At 65.7% G+C, this 21,409-nt stretch carries 19 protein-coding genes; 2 read left to right on the top strand and 17 right to left on the bottom strand.

Going from position 1 to position 21,409, the window contains the following annotated elements:
- The 16 genes from BEP01S_RS13220 to rimP form a co-directional block, all read right to left on the bottom strand.
- Nucleotides 1-2,043: an acetate--CoA ligase family protein gene (locus BEP01S_RS13220; protein ID WP_062244022.1), complete on the bottom strand. Its 2,043-nt coding sequence runs from the start codon at nt 2,041-2,043 to the stop codon at nt 1-3.
- A gap of 4 nt (nt 2,044-2,047) precedes the next feature.
- Nucleotides 2,048-3,265: a Glu/Leu/Phe/Val dehydrogenase dimerization domain-containing protein gene (locus tag BEP01S_RS13215; RefSeq protein WP_062244011.1), complete on the bottom strand. Its 1,218-nt coding sequence runs from the start codon at nt 3,263-3,265 to the stop codon at nt 2,048-2,050.
- Between the two features lie 224 nt (nt 3,266-3,489).
- Complete coding sequence (locus BEP01S_RS13210) at nt 3,490-4,119, bottom strand: TetR/AcrR family transcriptional regulator (RefSeq protein ID WP_062244002.1); 630 nt, start codon at nt 4,117-4,119, stop codon at nt 3,490-3,492.
- A gap of 77 nt (nt 4,120-4,196) precedes the next feature.
- Nucleotides 4,197-5,486 carry a M16 family metallopeptidase gene (locus BEP01S_RS13205; protein ID WP_244882230.1) on the bottom strand — a complete coding sequence of 430 codons (1,290 nt, stop codon included), beginning with the start codon at nt 5,484-5,486 and terminating at the stop codon, nt 4,197-4,199.
- Between the two features lie 62 nt (nt 5,487-5,548).
- Nucleotides 5,549-7,771, bottom strand: a complete 2,223-nt coding sequence (locus BEP01S_RS13200; protein ID WP_062243998.1) for a polyribonucleotide nucleotidyltransferase — start codon at nt 7,769-7,771, stop codon at nt 5,549-5,551.
- A gap of 394 nt (nt 7,772-8,165) precedes the next feature.
- Complete coding sequence (rpsO, locus tag BEP01S_RS13195; RefSeq protein WP_039210907.1) at nt 8,166-8,435, bottom strand: 30S ribosomal protein S15; 270 nt, start codon at nt 8,433-8,435, stop codon at nt 8,166-8,168.
- A gap of 91 nt (nt 8,436-8,526) precedes the next feature.
- Nucleotides 8,527-9,465 (bottom strand): bifunctional riboflavin kinase/FAD synthetase, encoded by a 939-nt coding sequence (locus tag BEP01S_RS13190; RefSeq protein WP_062243995.1) that lies wholly within the window; start codon nt 9,463-9,465, stop codon nt 8,527-8,529.
- A gap of 101 nt (nt 9,466-9,566) precedes the next feature.
- Complete coding sequence (locus tag BEP01S_RS13185) at nt 9,567-9,938, bottom strand: hypothetical protein (protein WP_062243991.1); 372 nt, start codon at nt 9,936-9,938, stop codon at nt 9,567-9,569.
- The gene (locus tag BEP01S_RS13180; RefSeq protein ID WP_062243987.1) at nt 9,928-10,548 is read right to left on the bottom strand and encodes a hypothetical protein; all 621 of its coding nucleotides are present in this window, start codon (nt 10,546-10,548) and stop codon (nt 9,928-9,930) included. The genes BEP01S_RS13185 and BEP01S_RS13180 overlap by 11 nt, the downstream gene beginning before the upstream one ends.
- Nucleotides 10,549-10,678: 130 nt before the next feature.
- Nucleotides 10,679-11,671, bottom strand: a complete 993-nt coding sequence (truB, locus tag BEP01S_RS13175) for a tRNA pseudouridine(55) synthase TruB (protein ID WP_062243982.1) — start codon at nt 11,669-11,671, stop codon at nt 10,679-10,681.
- 12 nt (nt 11,672-11,683) lie between these two features.
- On the bottom strand, nt 11,684-12,580 hold the full coding sequence (locus BEP01S_RS13170; RefSeq protein ID WP_062243977.1) for a VldE C-terminal domain-containing protein: 897 nt from the start codon (nt 12,578-12,580) through the stop codon (nt 11,684-11,686).
- Nucleotides 12,581-12,771: 191 nt separating this feature from the next.
- Nucleotides 12,772-13,206 carry a 30S ribosome-binding factor RbfA gene (gene rbfA / locus BEP01S_RS13165; RefSeq protein WP_039210919.1) on the bottom strand — a complete coding sequence of 145 codons (435 nt, stop codon included), beginning with the start codon at nt 13,204-13,206 and terminating at the stop codon, nt 12,772-12,774.
- 192 nt (nt 13,207-13,398) lie between these two features.
- Entirely contained in the window at nt 13,399-16,320 is a 2,922-nt protein-coding gene (gene infB, locus BEP01S_RS13160) for a translation initiation factor IF-2 (RefSeq protein WP_062243970.1), read from the bottom strand.
- Between the two features lie 130 nt (nt 16,321-16,450).
- On the bottom strand, nt 16,451-16,726 hold the full coding sequence (locus BEP01S_RS13155) for a YlxR family protein (RefSeq protein ID WP_039210922.1): 276 nt from the start codon (nt 16,724-16,726) through the stop codon (nt 16,451-16,453).
- Nucleotides 16,727-16,798: 72 nt separating this feature from the next.
- A complete protein-coding gene (gene nusA / locus BEP01S_RS13150) occupies nt 16,799-17,761 on the bottom strand; it encodes a transcription termination factor NusA (RefSeq protein ID WP_039210925.1) in 963 nt (320 codons plus the stop codon).
- Between the two features lie 137 nt (nt 17,762-17,898).
- The gene (gene rimP, locus BEP01S_RS13145) at nt 17,899-18,363 is read right to left on the bottom strand and encodes a ribosome maturation factor RimP (protein ID WP_062243968.1); all 465 of its coding nucleotides are present in this window, start codon (nt 18,361-18,363) and stop codon (nt 17,899-17,901) included.
- Nucleotides 18,364-18,543: 180 nt separating this feature from the next.
- Between rimP and BEP01S_RS13140 the strand changes: the two genes are divergently transcribed.
- Together BEP01S_RS13140 and BEP01S_RS13135 are read left to right on the top strand one after the other, a co-directional pair.
- The gene (locus BEP01S_RS13140; protein WP_062243966.1) at nt 18,544-19,512 is read left to right on the top strand and encodes a hypothetical protein; all 969 of its coding nucleotides are present in this window, start codon (nt 18,544-18,546) and stop codon (nt 19,510-19,512) included.
- On the top strand, nt 19,509-20,528 hold the full coding sequence (locus BEP01S_RS13135) for an aminoglycoside phosphotransferase family protein (protein ID WP_039210933.1): 1,020 nt from the start codon (nt 19,509-19,511) through the stop codon (nt 20,526-20,528). Before BEP01S_RS13140 ends, BEP01S_RS13135 begins: the two co-directional genes overlap by 4 nt.
- Before the next feature lie 68 nt (nt 20,529-20,596).
- Here BEP01S_RS13135 and BEP01S_RS13130 read toward each other — a convergent pair whose 3' ends face one another.
- On the bottom strand, nt 20,597-21,364 hold the full coding sequence (locus tag BEP01S_RS13130) for a TSUP family transporter (protein WP_052240093.1): 768 nt from the start codon (nt 21,362-21,364) through the stop codon (nt 20,597-20,599).
- Between the last annotated feature and the right edge of the window lie 45 nt (nt 21,365-21,409).

Raw genomic sequence — 21,409 nt, 5'->3', positions numbered from 1 at the left:
TCATTCTGCGCTCTTCACGTTTTCGCCGGTCACGACGAGCGCATCGACGGCAACCGCCCCACCAGGAGCGACGCGCACAGGGTTGATCTCGATCTCGGCGATATCGTTGTTCGCCGCCACCAGTCGCGATACTGCGACGATGACCTCGGCGAGTCCGTCGACGTCCGCGGCTGGCCGACCGCGCCACCCGGTGAGCAGCCGCGAGCAGCTCAGTCGCGCGATCATGTCGAGGGCTTCGACATGGGTCACGGGCGCGAGTTCGAGCCAGGTATCGGCGAAGAGCTCGGTCTCAGTGCCGCCGGCCGCCACCATGACCACCGGTCCGAAGTTCTCATCCTGCCGCCCACCGACGAGGATCTCGGCGACATGATCGCGGGTGTCCATCTCCTCAAGAATGTAGTCACCCTCGCCGAGGCGGCCGACCATGTCCGCATAGGCAGTGTCGACCGCAGCGAGATCGTTCAACCCCAGGACAATGCCCCCGACCTCGGTCTTGTGCGCCGGCCATCCGGCCTTGAGCGCGAACGGGGGCTTGAGTCCGGAGTTCGGGACCGCCTCGGCGGGTTCGCGTCCCTTCCCCAGGCTCACCGCGGCGGGAACAGGCACACCGGCCCGGGAGATGACGTCGCGGGCGGCCGCGTAGCCCGTCCCCCACGGGGTCACAGGACCAGTGAGATCCTGGGTGTCGGTGAGCCGACCGGAGTGGGCGGCGTAGAAGCCTGAGTGGGCGAGCACGCGCATGGCGGCTTCGATCGAGGTGTAGGCGGGGATGCCGAGTTCCCACAGTCGGGTCACGGCCTTCGAGTCCGCGCTCATGGAGTGGACGATGACGGGCTTCTTCGCCTCCCCGACGACCCGTCCGAGACGTTCGACGACGGCCAGCTCGGCCGTACCGAGTTCGGGGATGTCTTGGCCATAGCACCCGAAATAGCCGGAGAGGATCACGGCGTCGATGGCGGGGTCGGCCAGCAGCGCCTCGGTGACATCGGCGTAGGTGTCGAGGTTCTTCTCCCCTGCCCCGTCGAGGTCGATGGGATTATCGATGTGGGACGCCTCGGGCAGCAGTTCACTGATGCGTCGGCCGGTGTCCGGGCTGAGTTCGGGCACGCCGAGTCCCCAGTTCTCGGCTGTGTCGGCGGCGATCGCCCCTTGTCCGCCGGAGTCGGAGAGCACGGCGACGCGGTGGCCTGCAGGCAGCCAACCGGTGGCGAAGAAGCCGGCGACTTCGACGAGCTGACCAGGAGTGTTGAGCCGAATGGCTCCGGCGGCGCGGCAGGCAGCGTCGACGGTGTCCATCGTCGAGGTCAGTGACCCCGTGTGCGATTTCGCGAGTCGGGCCCCGGCTGAGGAGGCGCCGATGGTGAGGATCATCGTCGGTTTTCCGGCCGCGCGCAGGGCCTTGAGCGCGGTGACGAGGGCGGTGCCGCCGGTGAACGATTCGAGGTAGAGGGCGACCTGGGTGGTGGCCGGATCGTCGACGAGGGTCGCGAGCACCTCGGCGGCGCGGACATCGGACTGGCCGCCGATCGATGCGAAACGGGAGATGCCCAGTCCGCTGCGCGCCGACAGCGTCGCGATCTCCGTGCCGAGCTGACCGCTCTGCGTGACCACGGCGAGGGTCCCGGGCGTGAAATTGCCCCACGCCAGGAGCAGCTCATTGCTTGAGTCGACGAGTCCCAGCGAGTTCGGGCCGATGAGGCGGCCCCCGGCGGACCGGATGGCGGCGGCCAGATCCGCGGCGTCAGGGACACGGGCAGAGATGATGAGGAAGGCGCGCACCCCGAGATCGAGCGCCTCGGCGACAACGCCTGCCACCGTGGGGCCGGGTACGGAGATGACGAGGAGTTCGGGCACCTCGGGCAGTTCGCGCAGATGCGTGAACGTCGGTTGGCCTTGGATCGAGGCGGCACTTGAGTTGATGAGATAGACGCGGCGGCGCTCGTCTCCGCGCAGGGCTCCGGCGGCGAGCCAGAAGCCCCATTTGCTGGAATCGTTCGATGCTCCGAGGACGGCCACGCTGCCGGGATCGAAGAACGCATCCATGTCGCTAGCTTTCCGGCGCCGAGGCGGGATCTGCAGTGAGGTCGGCGAGTCGGGCGAGGTTCGCATCGACCTTCGCCTGCGCGGCCGCGCGGGGGCTGATGCCCTGCTCCCGGGCTGAGGTGAGGACTTCGGCGGTGAGTTCGCGCAGGGTGGTGGTGACGATGGCATGGCTGTCATCCCAGGTGCCGTCGACGTCGCCGAAGGTCACCCACCACCACCAGGCGTTCGTCGCCGAGTTCGCGAGGAAGTCGGGGACGACGGTGACCCCGCGGGCCAGCAGCGTCTCTTCGGCTTCGGGCAGGACGGGCATGTTCGCGGCTTCGACGATGAGCGAGGCTGTGATGCGGTCGCAGTTGTCACCGGTGATCGCGTAGCTGACGGCGGCGGGGACGAGGACGTCGGCATCGGCTGCCAGCCAGTCGTCGCGATCACCATCGCGGTCGTCCGACCGCAGCGAGGAGCGGTCGATTCCGCCGAAGGGGTCGCGGGTGGCGAGCAGGGTTTCGACGTCGAGTCCGTCGGGGTTGGTCACGAACCCGTCGGCATCGGCGATGCCGACGATGCGCAGTCCCGCCTCGGCGAGGTAGCGGGCGGTGGCTCCGCCCATTGACCCGAAGCCTTGGATGACGGCGGTGGATTCGCTGGGCTTGCGTCCGGCGGCGTCGAGGGCGGCGATCACCGAGGTGGCCACGCCGAGTCCGCCGACGAGTTCGTCCTGGGCGACGCCGTCGACGATGGTGGAGAACGCGGTCTGCGTGCGGGTTTCGACGGCGTCCGGGTCATCGACGAGTTTCGCCACGGCGGAGAGTCCGGAGCCGAGTTCGCGGCGGGCGAGGATTTCGTCGATGTCGTCCTGGCGGACGCCGAGGTCTTCGCCGAGCGCCCAGTAGGCGTGCATGATCGGGTTGATGTCGACGAGGAAGCGTTCGAGGACGTCTTTCGCTCCGGGTGCGCGGGGGTCGAAGTCGATTCCGCCCTTGGCGCCGCCGACGGGGACGTAGGCTCGGCCGTCGCGGAGGTGGATGGCTTCCTTCCGGGTCATGCCCTGGGCGAGTCCGCGCACCTCCTCGAGGGTGCAGCCTTTGCGCATACGCAGTCCGCCGGAGGCCGTGCCGCGCACGAGGGTGTCGATGACGACATAGCCGAGTGCGCCGGTGACAGGGTCCTGCCACGTGATGTCCATGAACATGAGGCCTCCAGGAGGGGCGGTGAGGCGGAGCATTCGTCCTTTACTGAACCGCGATTCAGTAAGAGTGTGGTTCCAGTCTGACGGGGCCGGGACACCGCGTCAAGGGCACACATTGGGTCAGGTGCCACCCGGGAACGAGGCAGCGGGCTCACGCGAGAGCATTCTCCGGTCGATCCCGAGCGTTCTCAGCGTCCAAACCGCATTGGATCGACCGGAGAATCCACCTTCACACCCGTAAGACAGTCCGGGCAGAGCCCTCACCCGAGTTCGTGGGTGAGAAAGTCGTCGACCCAGGTCGCGAGCACTGCAGTGTCGACCGCGGAAGGGTTGACCATCACTTGGACCGCCAGACCGTCGAGGTAGGCGAGGATCCGAGTCGCGCAGGCTTCGGTGCCCCCAGTCGGGGTCCGGCACTCCCCTGCCGCGATCGCTTCGTCCATGAGTCCGCGCAGAACCGACTTCCATTCGCGGTCAAGCGCGGCGAAAGTCGACCGAACGGCCTCATCGAAGAGACCGGCCGACCATGCGTCGATCCAGATCTTCCAACTGCGCGAGGACCCGCTGGGCATGTACCAGCCGACGACGTCCCGCAGGCGATTGCGTGCCGGTGACGTCGGCGGCGCGCCGTCCACACCGGCGGGACGGTCCCCCGCTTGCCCCGCAGCGAGCTCCCGGGCATGCTCGACGTCCTGTCGCCCGGCATGGTCGAAGGCCTCGGAGACGAGGGCTTCCTTCGTCTCGAAGTGGTAGATGACAAGGCTGGCGCTCAAGCCCAGCCGTGCCGCGACGTCGGAGACGCGCAGGGCCCTCAGTCCGGATGCTTCGATCTCCTCGACAGTCGCCGCCAGGATCTCCTCCCGACGCACGGCTGCATTCTTTCGTGCCATCTCCCCCGCCTTCCTTCAGCGCCCTGTCCTCCAGCATCCCACGCCCCGGGACACAGCCCCGACATGGAGAGGAGAACTCAGGGCAGGACGATCTCGGCGGCCGGTCCGACCAAGGCCAGAGCCTTGGGCCGTGACAGCAGCCGTCCGGCCATCTCGCTGACATCCTCGGCCGTGACCGAACGGACGCGTTCGATGAGATCCATCGGCGATTCAAGCGGCAGACCGAAGATCTCCGACCGGGCCAGACGATTCATCCGCGCCGCAGAGGATTCGAGACCGAGCACCATCGACCCAGACAGCTGAGACACGATCTCGTCGAGCTCGAACTGACTCGGGGCCTCCTGCGCGAGTCGGTCCCATTCGCTCATGGCCAGGTCGACGACGGCCTGAGCGTTCTCGGCCGTGCAGCCGGCGTAGATGCCGAAGGTGCCGGTGTCCGTGAACTGGCTGGCTACGCAGTTCACCGCATAGGCCAGTCCGCGTTCCTCGCGCACGCTCTGGAACAGCCGCGACGACATTCCGCCGCCGAGCATCGTGAGCATGACCGAGTAGATGAACCGGTCGTCATGGCCTTCTTCCAGGCCTTCGCAGCCGAGCAGAATGCCCAGCTGTTCGATGTCCTTGACCGTATGCGACTTCCCGGATTGGAACTCCGGACGCACACGTGCGGCACCACCCAGGTGCGATCCCTTCGCCACCGAGTCGGTCCCGGCAATTGCGGACTCAGAGCCCGACCCGGCACCCGACCACACATCGGCACGGGACCCGAGCCCAGCCTCGGCGAGGGCGTCATCAACCATCGCGAGGACCTCTTCATGGGTCGCCCCACCTGCGGCAGCGATGACCAGCCGCGGCGGAATGTACGTCGACTGATAGTGGTCGATGACGGTGTGGTGGCCGAGCACCCGGATCTGATCCTTCGTCGCACCCACCGGGCGGGCCAGCGAATGCGAACCGAAGACCAGCGAATCGAAGTCGTCGAAGAGGACGTCCCCGGGATCATCGGCGGACATCGCGAGCTCTTCGATGATGACTCCGCGCTCGCGTTCGAACTCCTCGACGTCGAGCTGGGAGTTCGAGACCATGTCGACGAGCAGCCCGGTGATGTTCGGCAGATCCGTCACCAGGCACCTGGAGTAGTAGCAGGTGAGCTCCTTGGCGGTGATCGCATTCGAATCCCCGCCGGTGCGGTCGAAAGCCGCTGCGATGGTCTTCGCATCGCGGCTGCCGGTGCCCTTGAAGAGCATGTGCTCGAGGAAATGCGTGGAGCCTGCGGTCTCGGCGGATTCGTCACGGGACCCGGCTGCGACCCAGATCCCGATCGTCTCCGAGGCCAGGCCCGGCATGTGTTCGGTGGTCAGCGTCAAACCACCGGGGAGGACAGACCGATCGATTCGGCTGCCCTCCCCGGTGTGCGAACTGCTCAGTATCAGTTGTCTGATCCCTCTTCGTCCGACGTCTCGTCTTCGTCGGTGACCGGAGCCAGCGAAAGCTTGCCGCGGTCATCGATCTTCGTGATCTCGACCTGGACCTTCTGGCCCACACCGACGACGTCTTCGACGTCCTCGACGCGCTTGCCATCGTTGAGCTTACGCAGCTCGGAGATGTGCAGCAGGCCGTCCTTGCCCGGGGTCAGGGAGACGAATGCGCCGAAGCTCATCGTCTTGACCACGGTGCCCAGGTAGCGTTCGCCGACCTCGGGAACCTGCGGGTTCGCGATCGCGTTGATCATCGAACGAGCAGCCTCGGCCGCCGGTCCGTCGGTGGCACCGATGAGGACGGTTCCGTCGTCTTCGATGCTGATGTCCGCGCCGGTGTCTTCCTGGATCTGGTTGATCATCTTGCCCTTGGGCCCGATGACCTCACCGATCTTGTCGACGGGGATGTTCACGGAGATGATCCGCGGTGCCGTCGGTGCCATCTCGGCCGGGGCGTCGATGGCTTCGGCGATGACGTCGAGGATGACCATGCGTGCTTCGCGGGCCTGCTTGAGTGCGGCACCGAGCACCGAGGCGGGAAGGCCGTCGAGCTTGGTGTCGAGCTGGATCGCGGTGACGAAGTCACGCGTACCGGCGACCTTGAAGTCCATATCGCCGAAGGCATCTTCAGCACCGAGGATGTCGGTCAGAGCCGCGTATGCGGTCTGCTCGCCCTGGTCGGTGGAGATGACGTCGGAGACGAGACCCATGGCGATGCCGGCGACGGGCGCCTGCAGCGGCACACCGGCCGAGAGCATGGCCAGCGTCGAGGCGCAGACCGAGCCCATGGAGGTCGAACCGTTCGAGCCGAGGGCCTCGGAGACCTCACGGATGGCGTACGGGAAGTCCTCGCGCTTGGGCAGAACGGGCACGAGGGCGCGTTCTGCCAGTGCACCGTGGCCGATTTCGCGGCGCTTCGGGCTGCCCACGCGGCCGGTCTCACCGACCGAGTAGGGCGGGAAGTTGTAGTGGTGCATGTAGCGCTTCGACGTCTCGGGTGAGAGCGAGTCGATGGTCTGCTCGAGCTTGAGCATGTTGAGCGTGGTGACACCCAGGATCTGGGTCTCGCCACGTTCGAAGATGGCCGAACCGTGCACGCGCGGGATGACGTTGGTCTCGGCGGTGAGCGGACGGATGTCCTTGAGCCCACGGCCGTCGATGCGGACCTGTTCGGTGAGAATGCGCTTGCGCACAACCTGCTTCGTCAGGGCGTTGAGAGCGTTCGCGATCTCCTTCTCACGGCCCTCGAAGCGCTCTCCGAGCTTCTCGAAGAGCTCGTCGAGGAGGGCGGCGCCTGCGGCTTCGCGCTCCTGCTTGTCGGCGATCTGGAAGTTCTCGGTCTGCTTCGCCTCGGCGAGTTCCTTGACGGCTTCGAAGACGTCGTCCTCGTAGTCGCGGAAGACGGGGAATTCGACGGTCGGCTTTGCGGCGCGATCGGCGAGTTCGGACTGCGCACGGCAGAGCTCGGCGATGAACGGCTTCGCAGCTTCGAGACCCTCGGACACGACCTCCTCGGTGGGGGCCTTTGCACCGGTCTTGATCTTGTCGATGGCGTTGTCGGTGGCTTCGGCCTCGACCATCATGATGGCGACGTCGTCACCGACAACGCGACCGGCGACGACCATGTTGAACACGGCGTCCTCGAGCTGCGAGTGGTTCGGGAAGGCGACCCACTGGCCGTCGATGAGCGCGATGCGCACACCGCCGATGGGGCCGGAGAACGGCAGACCCGAGAGCTGGGTCGACATCGAGGCGGCGTTGATGGCCAGAGCGTCGTAGATGTGGTCGGGGTTGACCGACATCACGGTGACGACGACCTGGACCTCGTTGCGCAGGCCCTTGACGAAGGACGGGCGCAGCGGACGGTCGATGAGGCGGCAGGTGAGGATCGCGTCCGTCGAGGGGCGACCCTCGCGGCGGAAGAACGAGCCGGGGATGCGTCCGGCGGCGTACATGCGCTCTTCGACGTCGACTGTCAGGGGGAAGAAGTCGAAGCCCTCACGGGGGTTCTTGCCGGCCGAGGTGGCCGAGAACAGCATGGTGTCGTCGTCGAGGTAGGCGACGGCGGAGCCGGCGGCCTGCTGGGCCAGCCGACCGGTTTCGAAGCGAATGGTGTGTTTGCCGAAGCTGCCGTTGTCGATATGGGCAACGGCGGATTCAGGGTTGAGTCCCACGTAGTCTCCTAGTTTGTGCCGGTGCGCGGCGGTCCTCATGATGGCAAGACCTGCAACGCTCGAGGGAGGTCCCCCGACGCCAAGAGGCAGCGCTCTGCATTGCGCAGTGCGAGACCCCGCGCCCTTCCGGCGGGATATTGGCAATGGACGATGCATGGATCCACGCCGGTCATCGATCGGGGCCCACGGAACCGGTGCTGCCAACCGCCTGCATCTGCAAGCCGGTGTCAGCGCCCAATCCTCCGGAGGCCACTACCGAAGACCGAAACGTCCATGGCATGTGCGTCCGCCTCAGAGTCTACCGCAGAAGCACGAAAGCGCCCCACCGAGAGGTGGGACGCTTCCGAACAGTTCGCGAGTCTGCGATCAGACGATGCTGATCAGCTGACTCGAATCAGCGGCGCAGGCCGAGGCGCTTGATCAGCGAACGGTAACGCTCGATGTCGACCTTCGCGAGGTACTTGAGCATGCGGCGACGCTGGCCGACGAGGAGCAGCAGGCCACGACGCGAGTGGTGGTCGTGCTTGTGATCCTTGAAGTGCTCGGTCAGGTCGGTGATCCGGCGGGTCAGCAGTGCAACCTGGACCTCGGGAGAACCGGTGTCGCCCTCATGAGTTGCATATTCCTTGATGATCTCTTGCTTCACAGCGGTATCGAGAGCCATGGAGTTCTCCTTCGTGTCGTTGCGCGGCGCAGTGACCTGAAGTCTCTGCACTATGGGACCGCGGCCGGTGAAAACGGCAGAGTTCAGCTTATCAGGTGTGCAGGACTTCGCGCACATCGGCGATGTCCTCATGCATCTGCACGATGAGGTCATCCATCCCGGTGAACGCGACCTGCCCGCGGATGCGGGAGACGAATTCGAGAGTCATCTCACGGTCGTAGACGTCGAATTCGCCGAATTCCTTGTCGAGCACGTAGGCCTCGACCCTTCGGACCTGTCCCTGGAAAGTGGGGTTCGTGCCCACGGAGATCGCGGCCGGATACGACTGATCCTCACCGGAGAACGTCGCCCATCCGGCGTAGACGCCGTCGGCGGGCACGAGTCCGTCGGGATCGTCGGAGAGGTTCGCCGTCGGGAAACCGAGGTCGCGTCCGCGGGCATCGCCGTGGACGACAGTGCCGTGGAGTGCGTGGTAGCGCCCGAGCTGGTCGGCCGCCTCGGCGACATCACCGGCGGTGAGCTGTTCGCGGATCCGGGAAGACGAATACCGTCCCCCGCGTCCGACTTCGTCGATCGTCTCGGTCCGGAAACCGAATTTCTCGCCGAGGCTGCGCAGAGTCTCGATCGTGCCTTCGTTGTCACGCCCGAAGCGGACATCGTCGCCGACGACGACGATCTTCGCGTGCAGGGCTTCGATGAAGTACTTACGCACGAATTCCTCGGCCGACTGCGCGGCGAAGTCGAGGTCGTAGGGCTGGATGAGGAGGCCGTCGATTCCGGTGGCGGCGATGAGATCGGCGCGCTGCCGGGTCGAGGTGATCATCACGGTCGGCTCCTCGGGACGGTGGACCGTGCGCGGGTGCGGGTCGAAGGTCATCGCGATCGAGCGCAGGCTTTCTTGCCTGGCCAGTCCGGCGACGGTGGTCAGGACCGTCTGGTGTCCGCGGTGCACGCCGTCGAAGTTGCCGAGGGTGACGACGGTGCCGACAGGGTCGACCTCGACTTCACCGAGTCCGTGATACAGCTCCACCAGACATTCGCTCCTTCCGTGCACCGACTCAGATTATCGCAGAGATCTTCCGCCTCCTAACCCGCACCTCGCCGAGGCGGGGCGACGAGGGGTGGGTCCGCTCAGGCCACGATCGCCCACCCGATGACGCCGAGGAGGGAGGCCAGCGCGATCGAGACGAACGTGCCGATGATGAACCGCTCCCCCGCGGCCGCCGAGGACTTGATCTCCGCGAAGCGTCCGAGGCCTTTGACCGCGATGACCACGGCCATGAGTTCGGGCCGGCCGAGCACTATCGCTCCGGCGATGAGAGCACGTTCGACGATGCCGATCCACAGTCCGCCGCGCAGGACTTCGACGCCCTCGGATCCCGTCCGTTCAGGCTTGCTTCCCGGGCCTTTGTGGGTCAGTCGGAGGAAAGCCGGGACGAGCGGCCAGCCGATGAGTGCCGCGACGATGGCGGCAGCGATGGCAACGAGCACTTCAGTCCACATCTGCTGCTCCTTCCGACTGAGCCAGGTGCTGCTGAGCGAGGTGGTAACGGGCAAGGCGTTCGGCACCGGCAACGATATCGGCGGGACCGGCAGACAGCACGCGCGAGACAGCCTGCTGGGAGACGTCGAACTCTGCGGCGATCTCGGCCTGAGTCGCATCGGGGTGGTCAAGTCGGAAGCCGACATAGCCGCGGGAGTGGCTGCGCAGTTCCGCCAGGGTGCTGATGAGGAGACGCAGAGCGGCTTCCGCCAGGCCACGATGGTCACCGTCCGGATCGGCGCTCACGACGAGGTTGGCGGGTGCGGATTTGGCCGCTTCGACCGCCTGGCGGGCTGCATAGAATGCCGCTCCCCTACCCTCGGTGGTCGTCTTCGGCAGAGGCCGTTCGACCTCGCCGATTCCGATGCCGATATGCCAGCCGGAGTCGATGCCGATTCGGCGGACCGCCTCGGCGACGGCATCGGGGTCGACCAGGACGCCTTGGACCTCGTCACCGATGGTGCGGGCGAAGGGAACGACCGTATCGATCGGAGAGAGGACGTCGAGGATCCGCGGCACCGCGTCGTCGCTTGAACGCGAATCCTGTTGGTCGATGGTCAAGACGAACATAGGTCAAGTAGACCAGATGATATTGCGAAACACAAGAGTTTAAGTTGTATCGATTGATTACAACTGTTTTCGTTGTGATCTGTGGCGGGCCTGTGGACCGCTCAAGCTCTGCGGCGGGACCGCGGACCGCTCAGGCGAGGTCAATGGCGAACGCCGTGAGCGACTTCAGTCCGCCGTTCCGACGCACTTCGGCCACGGAGACGAGGGCATCGTCGCAGACGACGGCGACTTCGCGGTTCGCCGAGTCAACGCCTTGGGCACCTGCGCTCGGGACAGTGCTGTCGGAATCGGCACCCACGGCAGCGTCAGCGGTGTCGGCATGCCAGTCCCCGTCGGCAACGGTCTTGCCCTGCATGAGCGCCTTGGCCTGTTCGGCATCGACGGTGACGACGGGCAGAAGGGTGCGGGCCGCCTCGGCGAGCGAGATGAGGGCGGGCGAGGGAACGTCGAGATCCTCGGGCAGGGTCACGGCCTGGTCGATATGGAAATCGCCGACGCGAGTGCGCCTGAGCGCGGTTAGGTGGCCGAAGACGCCGAGGTCGGTGCCGATATCGCGGGCCAGGGCGCGCACATACGTGCCGGACGAGCAGTCGACTTCGACATCGACATCGATATGCCCGTCCTCGGCGGCAAAGCGGATGTCGATGATCTCGAAGGCCGAGACCTCGACACGACGAGCTTTGAGTTCAACGTCCTCGCCGGCACGGACGCGGGCATAGGAGCGCTTGCCGTCGACCTTGATCGCCGAGACAGCGCTGGGCACCTGATCGATGGGTCCGCGCAGCTTGGCCACGGCGGCTTCGATGGCGGCCGCATCGACACGAGCAAGGTCGGCCGGATCGGCGAAGCGATCGGGCTCGGAATCGGCATCATCGGTCGGGGTCGACGACCCCAGGCGGATGGTGGCGAAGTAGGTCTTCGAGACCCCGGTGATATAGGTGAGCAGCTTGGTGCCGCGGCCGAGGCCGAGCACGAGGACACCCGTGGCCATCGGGTCGAGAGTCCCGGCGTGGCCGACCTTCTTCGTCCCGAACCAGCGGCGGATACGGGAGACCACGCCATGGGAGCTCAGTCCCTGCGGTTTGTCGCAGACGAGGACGCCCTGTGGGGAAGAGTCGCTCACTGGGTCCGGCGATCAGCTGAAGGAAACGTGCACGTGGTCGAAGTGGTTGGCGGTCGCGGATCCGCGATCCTTCATGGCCTTCCACCCCTGTCCGGGCATCCAGATGCGCTGTTCCCAGATGACGTACTTGACGTTGAGAGCACCCTGGTTCTGGATGAGGTATTCGGCGATGCGGTCGCCGGTGGAGCCGGTGATCATGATGTCGACGGCTTCACCGGTGTTGTGGTCCGAACCGGTGCCGGGGCGACGTCCGCCGAAGGTCTTGACCTCGGGGAACTTCGCGCAGACGGCACGGTAGCCGTTGACGGCGTTCGGCAGCAGACCGGATTCGATCGAGGAGGACACGCTGCACGGCGGAGCCGAGGTATCCGAGGAGGTGCCTTCGCCGTCGCCGGAGGACTTCTCATCGCCTGACTTCTCGTCGCCCGACTTCGAGTCAGAGGACGAATCGTCGCTCTTCGCCGGGGCCGAGGATTCGGCAGTCGGCTTGGGCTTCGGCGGAGCCTTGACCTCAAGGGTGGTCTTCGAAGACTTGTTCTTGTACTTCGGGTCGTCCTTGACCTTCTCCAGGTACTCTTCGCCGGCCTTTTTGCGTTCGGCGTCGAGCTCCTTCTGGCTCACGGTCGAGGAAGTGGTCGACTCCTCAGGGGTCGTCGTCGATGCGGCCTCGGTGGTGACATTGCCGGACTCGGGCGGTCCCATGACAACGGTCGAACCGACGACGGCGGCCGTCGCGGCTGCCGGAACGGCGATCGCGGCGACGACAGGACGCTGCTTGACGGTCGCCAGCACGGAAGTCGCCGAGGACGGCGCATTCGCTGCGCGTCGGCCGGCGGGGCGCTTGCCGGGAGCCAGGTCCCGGATCAGCTGCTTCGCGAACGACGGCTTCGGTGAGGAGTGCTTACCCAATGCAGAATTCCCTTAACAGAGTCGTAATCATTTCGTTACCGCAAAAAGTCTACGACATCTCGGAAAGATAACAAAACTGTTACGAGAACTTTTTTCACGACGTGACGAAGGTCAAATCGGGCGTCAATCCGCCTTTCGGCGGCTCTCCCCCGTTGACCAGGCGCGATACAAGGATCGGCCGGATAGGACGATCAGTCTTCGTCGGCGTCGTCGTTCTTCTTGTACGGGTCGGATTCACCTGCATGCTGCGCGTTCTTGGCCAAGCCGGCCACCCGGGCATCGTCGGCGGCGGCCTGAGCGAGCAGTCCATCGAGGCGGGCGGCCGCCTCGGGGACGGCATCGGCGATGAACTCGAGAGTCGGGGTCAGACGGATCGTCAGTCCCTTGCCGACCTCGGAGCGGATGAAGCCCTTGGCCGATTCGAGGGCATGACCGGTGCCGACGAGGTCCTGGTCGTTGCCGTAGACGGTGTAGAAGATGGAGGCGTGTTGCAGATCGCCGGTCACCCGCACATCGGTGACGGTGACGAAGCCGAGGCGGGGATCCTTGAGCTTGCGCTCGATGGTGCTGGCGACGATGACCTTGATCTGGTCGGCGATCTTGCGGGCCCGTGTCGAGTCTGCCATGGTGCGTGTCCTTAGGTTCGGGGCCGGAACAACTCTTCCGGCCCTATGTTAGCTGTGGAATCGAACCGGCTCCGGCCGGTCCCCCGTCTGGGGGCCGACCGGAGCCGTCGACTCACGGTATGAGTCCCATCCGATCATTCAGACGCGCTGCTGCGCTGAAGAGTCATCGGCTGCGACTCGCTCCGCGACCGATCAGTCGCGCGGCTTCTCCTGCATCTCGAAGGTCTCGATGATGTCACCGACCCGCAGGTCGTTGAACTTGCCGAGTCCGATACCGCACTCGTAGCCCTCGCGGACCTCGGTCGCATCGTCCTTGAACCGACGCAGCGATTCGATGTGGACGTTGTCGCCGATGACGATTCCGTCGCGGGTGACGCGAGCGGTCGAGTTCCGCTTGATGAGGCCGTCGCGGACGATCGAGCCGGCGATGTTGCCGAACTTCGACGAACGGAAGACCTCGCGGATCTCCGCCGTACCGGTCTGGACCTCTTCGTACTCGGGCTTGAGCATGCCCTTGAGCGAGGACTCGATGTCTTCGATCGCCTGGTAGATGACCGAGTAGTAGCGGACGTCGACGCCTTCGCGGTCTGCCAGGTCGCGAGCCTTCGCTTCCGGACGGACGTTGAAGCCGAGGACGATCGCATTGTCGACCGTGGCCAGGTTGATGTCGTTCTCCGTGATCGCACCGACGCCGCGGTGGATGATCCGCAGGTCGACGTCGTCGCCCACATCGATCTTGAGCAGCGAATCCTCGAGTGCTTCGACAGCACCGGAGACGTCGCCCTTGAGGATGAGGTTGAGCATGTCGACCTTGCCCTCAGCCAGAGCCTTCGTGAAGTCTTCGAGGCTGATGCGCTTGCGACCGCGAGCCTGAGCGGCGTTGCGCTCGATGGCGTCACGCTTCTCAGCGATCTGGCGAGCCGTGCGATCGTCATCGGTGGAGATGAACGAGTCACCGGCACGCGGCACGGACGACAGACCGAGGACCTGCACGGGACGCGACGGTCCGGCCTCCTCGACGAGGTTGCCGTTCTCATCGAACATCGCACGCACACGTCCGTAGGCGGTGCCGCAGACGATGGCGTCACCCTGACGCAGGGTGCCGGACTCGACGAGGACGGTGGCAACCGCACCGCGGCCCTTGTCGAGCTTGGCTTCGATGGCGATGCCGCGAGCGGACTTGTCGGGGTTCGCCCGCAGGTCCAGAGCAGCATCGGTGGTCAGCAGAACGGACTCGAGCAGCTGGTCGATGCCCTCACGCTTGAGCGCGGAGATCGGCACGAACATGGTCTCGCCGCCGTACTCTTCGGCCACGAGGTTGTATTCGGTCAGCTGCTGCATGACCTTGGCGGGGTTGGCGCCTTCCTTATCGATCTTGTTCACGGCCACGACGATCGGCACTTCGGCCGCCTGAGCGTGGTTGAGAGCTTCAATCGTCTGCGGCATGACGCCGTCGTCGGCGGCGACCACGAGGATCGCGAGGTCAGTCGACTTCGCACCACGGGCACGCATGGCGGTGAACGCCTCGTGACCAGGGGTATCGAGGAAGGTGAGCTTGCGCTCCTTGCCCTCGTGGTCGACCTCGACCTGGTAGGCACCGATGTGCTGGGTGATTCCGCCGGCCTCGCGGGAAGCGACATTGGCCGAACGGATCGCATCGAGCAGCTTGGTCTTACCGTGGTCGACGTGACCCATGACGGTGATGACCGGCGGGCGTGCCTGCAGATCTTCATCGTCTTCTTCTGCGGCTTCGGCATCGAGGTCGATGTCGAAGGTCTCCAGCAGCTCACGGTCTTCGTCTTCGGGCGAAACGATCTCGATCTTGTAGCCGAGCTCCTCACCGAGGACCTCGAAGGTCGCCTCGTCGAGGGACTGCGTGATCGTGGCCATCTCACCGAGGTGGAAGAGCACGGTGACGAGGTTCGTCGGATCGGTGTTGATCTTCTCGGCGAAGTCGGCCAGCGAGGAGCCGCGACGCAGACGCAGCGGCGTATTGCCGTCTCCGCGCGGAACGGTGACGCCACCGACCGACGGAGCCTGCATCTGCTCGAGCTCTGCGCGCTTCGCCCGCTTCGACTTGCGTCCCTTCTGACGGGGACCGCCACCGCGGCCGAATGCACCCTGTGTGCTTCCGCGACCGCGACCTGAACCGCGACCACCGGGACCGCCGCCGGGTCCACGACGAGGACCGCCTGGACCGCCGCCCGGTGCACCGGGAGCGCCGCCGGGGGCGTTTCCGCGTCCGCCGCCGCGACCACGGCCGGGAGCGGGCTTGTTCAGTGCCGAGTTCTTCAGCATCGAGGGGTTGGGACGAGGTGCGCCCGGGCGAGGTGCCGGACGGGGACCGCCCGAGGATTCCTCACCTGCGCCGCGCGGCTTCTGGCCGGGCTTCGGCATTCCCTGCGAAGGTGCGAACGGGTTGTTGCCGGGGCGTCCGCCCTGGCCACCCTGACCGCCCTGGCCGCCGGAGCGACCGCCGGGCTTGGGGCCACGGCCGGGCTTCGGCATTCCCTGCGAGGGAGCGAAGGGGTTGTTTCCGGGACGTGCGGCACCACGGCCACCGGGCTTCGGGGCACCAGGCTTGGGTGCTCCGGGCTTCGGAGCTCCGGGCTTGGGCGCGGCAGCCGGCTTCGGAGCACCGGGCTTCGGCGCCGAGGAGGCAGCCGGCTTGGACTCGGCTGCGGGCTTGGCCTGGGCTGCGGGAGCCTCGGTCGGTTCCGCGGCCTTCGCGGCGGCTGGCTTGGCGCCGGGCTTCGGTGCGGACTTCGCAGCGGGGGCGGCATCCTCGGCGGGGGCCGATTTTGCCGAAGCGGCAGGCTTTGCAGCGCCCGGCTTGGCAGCCGACTTCGCGGCGGGCTTGGGTGCGGGCTTCGCACCGGGTTTCGGGGCTCCGGGCTTCGCGGCCGGCTTGGCGGCCTTCTTCGCGCCGGTGGACTTCTCACCATCGGCGGAAGAGGAATCGGCGAATGCCTCCTTCACGCGGCGCACGACGGGCGCTTCGAGCGTCGAAGAGGCGGAGCGAACGAATTCGCCCATGTCCTGGAGCTTTTCGAGGACGTTCTTACTTGTTGTGCCGAGCTCTTTGGCGAGCTCATGGACACGGGGCTTTGCCACAGTTCTCCTGTCCGGGTTCTTTCCCGGTCAGGAAAGAACCTCATCAATGAAGAGCAGTACTCATTTCACTGCTCTCTCGAATTCCGTTTGGGTGTCATCGTGCGACACTCACAACTTGTCATCCATTCGGCTACCCGTTCTCTTTGGGTTCGGTGTCCGGCCTCGGGAGGTCCGAGGCGGTGATCTTCGTTCGAAATGATCGAGCGAAGGCGGCAGTGGTCAGGGCCTTGTTCAGGCACTTCTCAGCAGGGTGCACCCAAGCACCACGTCCCGGCAGTGTCGCTGACACATCGTGGACGACGGCGGGGTGCTGATCGGGGCGGAACACGAAGCGTGTCAGCTCGTCCCGACCGGCCTTCTGCCTACAGGCGATGCACGTCCTTACGGGTCCATCACCAACATTCACAATGAATGATTCTACAGCACCGGCACCCCCGCTCGCGCCAAGGGGGCCAGTGGTGCGAATCACTGCGGGAGGCTACTCGCCTGCGACGATGTCGATCTTCCACCCGGTGAGCTTCGCTGCCAGACGGGCGTTCTGCCCTTCCTTGCCGATGGCCAGCGAGAGCTGGTCGGTGGGGACGACGGCGCGGGATTCCTGAGCGGCCGCGTCGAGGATCTCCACGCTCTTGGCCTTGGCCGGGGACAGCGCATGGGCGATGAATTTCGCCGGGTCGTCGGAGTAGTCGACGATGTCGATCTTCTCCTGGCCGAGTTCATTCATCACGGCGCGCACGCGGGAGCCGAGTTCGCCGATGCACGATCCCTTCGCGTTGACGCCGGGCTTCGTGGCGCGCACGGCGAGTTTCGTGCGGTGGCCGGCTTCGCGGGCCAGGGACACGATCTCGACGGTTCCGTCGGCGATCTCCGGGGCCTCGTGGGCGAAGAGCCGGCGTACGAGGTTCGGGTGGGTGCGGGAGACGGTGACCGAGGTGCCCTTCGTGCCCTTGTGCACGTCAGCGATGTAGACGCGCAGGCGGGTGCCGTGGTTGTAGGCCTCGCCGGGGACCTGCTCGTGCGGGGGCAGCACGGCTTCGACGTCTCCGATGTCGACCTGGACCATCTGCGGGTCACGGCCCTGCTGGATGATGCCCGAGACGATCTCACCCTCACGGCCTTTGAAGGTGCCGAGCAGGGTCTCGTCTTCGACATCGCGCAGCCGCTGGTGGATGACCTGCCGGGCCGTCTGGGCGGCGATGCGGCCGAAGCCGGTGGGGGTGTCGTCGAATTCGCCGATCGGGTTGTCGTCGTTGTCGAACTCCACGGCGAGGATGCGCACCTCACCGGTGGACTTGTCGAGTTCGGCGCGGGCGTCGGGCCAGGCCCCTTCGGTCTTCTGGTAGGCGAGGAAGAGCGCCTGTTCGATGAGTTCGATGAGGGTTTCCAGCGGAATCTCACGCTCTCGTTCGATGACGCGCAGAACATTGAGGTCGATGTCCATGTTTAGGTCCTCTCCGGCTCAACCGAGCATTGAATTGTCTGTGTTCACTTATGCAGGCGTAACAGTCTATCCCAGTCTGCGCCTGCACTCTGCCTGCATTGGGGCCATCTCACCGCCGGCGGAGCGTGAGATTCGCCTCAGCGGAACTTCAGTTCGACCTGTGCCTTGCGGATCTCGCCGAGGTCGACCGTCTTCGTCTCCTTGCGCTGGGGGTCAGTTCCCGTGATCGAACTCTCCCCCACCTCGGCGAGGTCGAGCTTGAAGGTGTCTTTCTTCGTCGTGATCTCCAGGCGCCGTCCGATGACGCGGCGGAAGTGGCGTGGGGTCTCGAGTTTCCGGGTGGCGCCGGGGCTCGTGACCTCGAGCTGGTAGGGCTTGTCCCGGAAGATCTCGACCTCATCGAGGGCGTCGCCGACGATCTTCGTTGATTCGGCGATCTTCTCCATCGACATCGGATCGGTGCTCGATTCGTCGAGGTCGACGACGACGGTGAGCGTACGCCGTGGTCCGGCCGCTACCGCTTTGACGGTCTCGAGGTGGAATCCCGCATCCTGCAGGGGCGGGGCGAGCAGGCCCTTGATCCGCTCGACGTCTTCGTCCATTTCTCCTCCATATCTCTGGCCTCTCCCCTCGCCGAGGTGGGGCGAAGGGGCCGGCGCACCGTGCACGAGTGCGACCGCCGTGTTCTCACCCACCCTAAGCGACAGCCGCCGTCGAGGTTAAGCCTTCGGCCAGGTTCGGGCATTCCTCGGCGATGACCGGGCATCCGATAGGATTGCCGTATGCGTTTTCCCGTCAGTCGCCGCGGCCTGCTCACTGCCGGCGTCGGCGGGCTGAGCTTAGGCCTGCTCACTGCCTGCGGCCTGCGACTCGATCAGGATCCGGAGATCCCCACGCTGGATTCGACCCAGCAGCTGCGCAACCGTCTGGCCCGCATCCTCGACTCCACCTCCCCCGGCTCCGGGGATCCCGAAACCGCTGGTGAGGACCTCGCCGACTTCGTGGCGGCGGTCGGACCAGTGTGGAATCCGCCCACCGAATTCGCCACCGAGGCACCTCCGACCGAGGAGGAGCGCACCTTCGTCCAGGCCGCCGAAGTAGCCTCCCGTGCCGTCTTCGAAGCCTCATCGTCCGTGGGTTCGGGTCTCATCCCCGTCCTGTCCGATGTCGCCACGGGACTGGCCCTGCTCGCCGGGACGAAGAAGCCAGAGATCATCTCCACCGCCGACGAACTCATCCGTGCCGGCCGTGAGGAGCTCGATCAGAGCAAGAACGAGAAGCCGAAGAAGTCGCAGAGCGCGGACGAAGGGGACGAGAGCGACGAGAAGCAGGCCGATCGCTCGAAAGTCTTCAACGCGATCCTCAATCAGTCGCGGGCAGCTGCCTACGGCTATGAACGGCTTGCCGTGAACTTCGATTCGAAATCGCGTGAACGCAAGTCAGCGCTGGCTCGGCTCGAATCCTTGGGCGCTCTGTCCGGGGAGATGCTGGAACTCCTCGGTGAGGACGCGGCCGATCCGGCCGCCTCGGCGTGGAAGCTCGACCCCACCCCGACGGATGCGGACTCCGCGAAGGAACTCGTGCTCTCCCTCGAGGACGGCATCGCCTCCGCACTTCTGCCATGGTTGGAGGCGGACGCCTCGGCGATTCTGCGTCTCTGGGAATCGGCCCGGACACGGATGGTCTTCGGCGCTGTGCAGCCGCTGCGTTTCACCTATGACGAACCCGGGCAGGCGGAGGTGCAGGAGTGAAGGTTCCACCGGTTCTCTACCGCGCGACGCGCGAGATCATCGGCGAATATCGCACCGATTCGTGGGTCGCGGCGCTCGACTACATGGCCAATGAGGTCCTCGATCGGTGGAAGCTGCGCTTCGACGATGTGCCGGGTGCGCCGTGGGCGGGCTGCGAGTCGTTGGTGATTCCGGTGCTCACTCAGGAGAACTATCAGGGGGTGCTGCGGTTCGCCGCTCCCACCTCGGCACATACGGCCGCGCATGCGCAGGTGCTGCGGGCACTGAAGATGTGGAACGGGCACGGGGCGGTCCGGGTCATCCGGGACGATCGCAGCTTCCGGGTCACTCTGCAGGAGCGGCTGCGCACGAAGGACAATCTCTCCGTGCTGCCCCTGGCTGACGTCCCGCCCGTGTGGGGTGCTCTGCAGCGGTCTCTGGAGATTCCGGCGACCTCGGAGTTCCTGCGGGTCCAAGACGTCGTGGCCGGGTGGCTTAACTCGTTCGATGCCGATGCCGCGCTGCTGACCGGATGGTCGGAGGCCGGTCCACACGATTCCCTGCTGCTGTCGTTCGCCCGCAATTGGATGCAGACTCTGGCGTCGTCGGACGAGAACTGGCTCATCCATGCCGATCTGCACTACTACAACATCCTCGCCGGCAATCCCGATCCGACGGGCATCTCGACGTGGAAGGCCATCGACCCGCAGCCTTTGGCCGGTCCGACTGCGTACACTTTGGCTCCGATCCTGTGGAACCGTCTGGCCGAGATTCCCTCGGATCATCCGCAGGCGCAGGCAGCGTGGCTGCGCGGCTTCGCCACGGACCTGGCCCTGTGTGCCGGAGTCGATCCGCAGTACGGGATGGGTGCGACCGTGGCCCGGGAGATCACGAACATGTTCTGGTATCTGCGCGCGGCTTCCGGCGGTTCGAATTCGGGCCTGGCCGATGCCGCCCGTTCCCTGTGGGTGGCCCGCGCTCTGTCCGGCGCCGACGTCGCAGGAGTCAACGCGCACGCCCTCAAACCCATCGGCTGACCCCTATTGCTACCTGACGGCGGCCCAAATACCTCGCGCGAGGTTGCTGGGCCGCCGTCAGGTAGCAATTAGTGGATGAGGCCGGAGACTACGTCGAAACCGAGCTTGAGGATCAGCGCGGAGACGACGATGACGAAGATGACGCGGACGAAACCGGAGCCCCTCGCCAACGCGGTGCGGGCGCCGAAGATTCCGCCGGTGACGTTGCCGACGGCCATGACCATGCCCAGCAGCCAGACGACCTGACCGTCGGGGATGAAGTAGACGAGGGCTCCGAAGTTCGTCGCCCAGTTGATGACCTTCGCCGTCGCCGAGGCCTGCAGGAACGAGAATCCGATGATCGAGACGAAGGCGATGACGAGGAACGATCCGGTCCCCGGTCCGAGCACTCCGTCGTAGATGCCGATGACGAGTCCGATCAGCCACGACAACGCATGGTGACGTTTCGACGACTCTCCGAATCGCAGCGTGGCATCGGCCCCGAGGCTCGGGTTGAGCACGGTGAAGATCCCGACGCCGATGAGCGCCACAAGGATGATCGGGGTGAACGCCTCGCTCGGCACCAAGGTCGCGAGCTTCGCCCCGAGCACGGCTCCCAAGAATGCCGAGGCTGCGGCCGGGATCGTCGCCGACCGGTCAGGGGTGATCTTGCGCAGATAGGTGATCGCCGAGGCGGTCGTGCCCGCAATCGACCCGATCTTATTCGTCGCGACCGCTTGGACGGGGCTCATCCCCGGCACCAGCAGCAGCGCGGGCAGCTGGATCAGTCCGCCCCCGCCGACGACGGCATCGATCCACCCGGCCAGGGCTCCTGCGGCGAGCAGCCACAGGACCATCGTCCACGTGACATCGATGCCTCCGGCGAGGGCTTCGAACACCGA

The organism is Brevibacterium epidermidis NBRC 14811 (assembly GCF_001570805.1).
Lineage (GTDB): Bacteria > Actinomycetota > Actinomycetes > Actinomycetales > Brevibacteriaceae > Brevibacterium > Brevibacterium epidermidis.
Note: the sequence above shows the minus strand (reverse complement) of the source record. Positions and strands in the feature narration are given on the sequence as shown.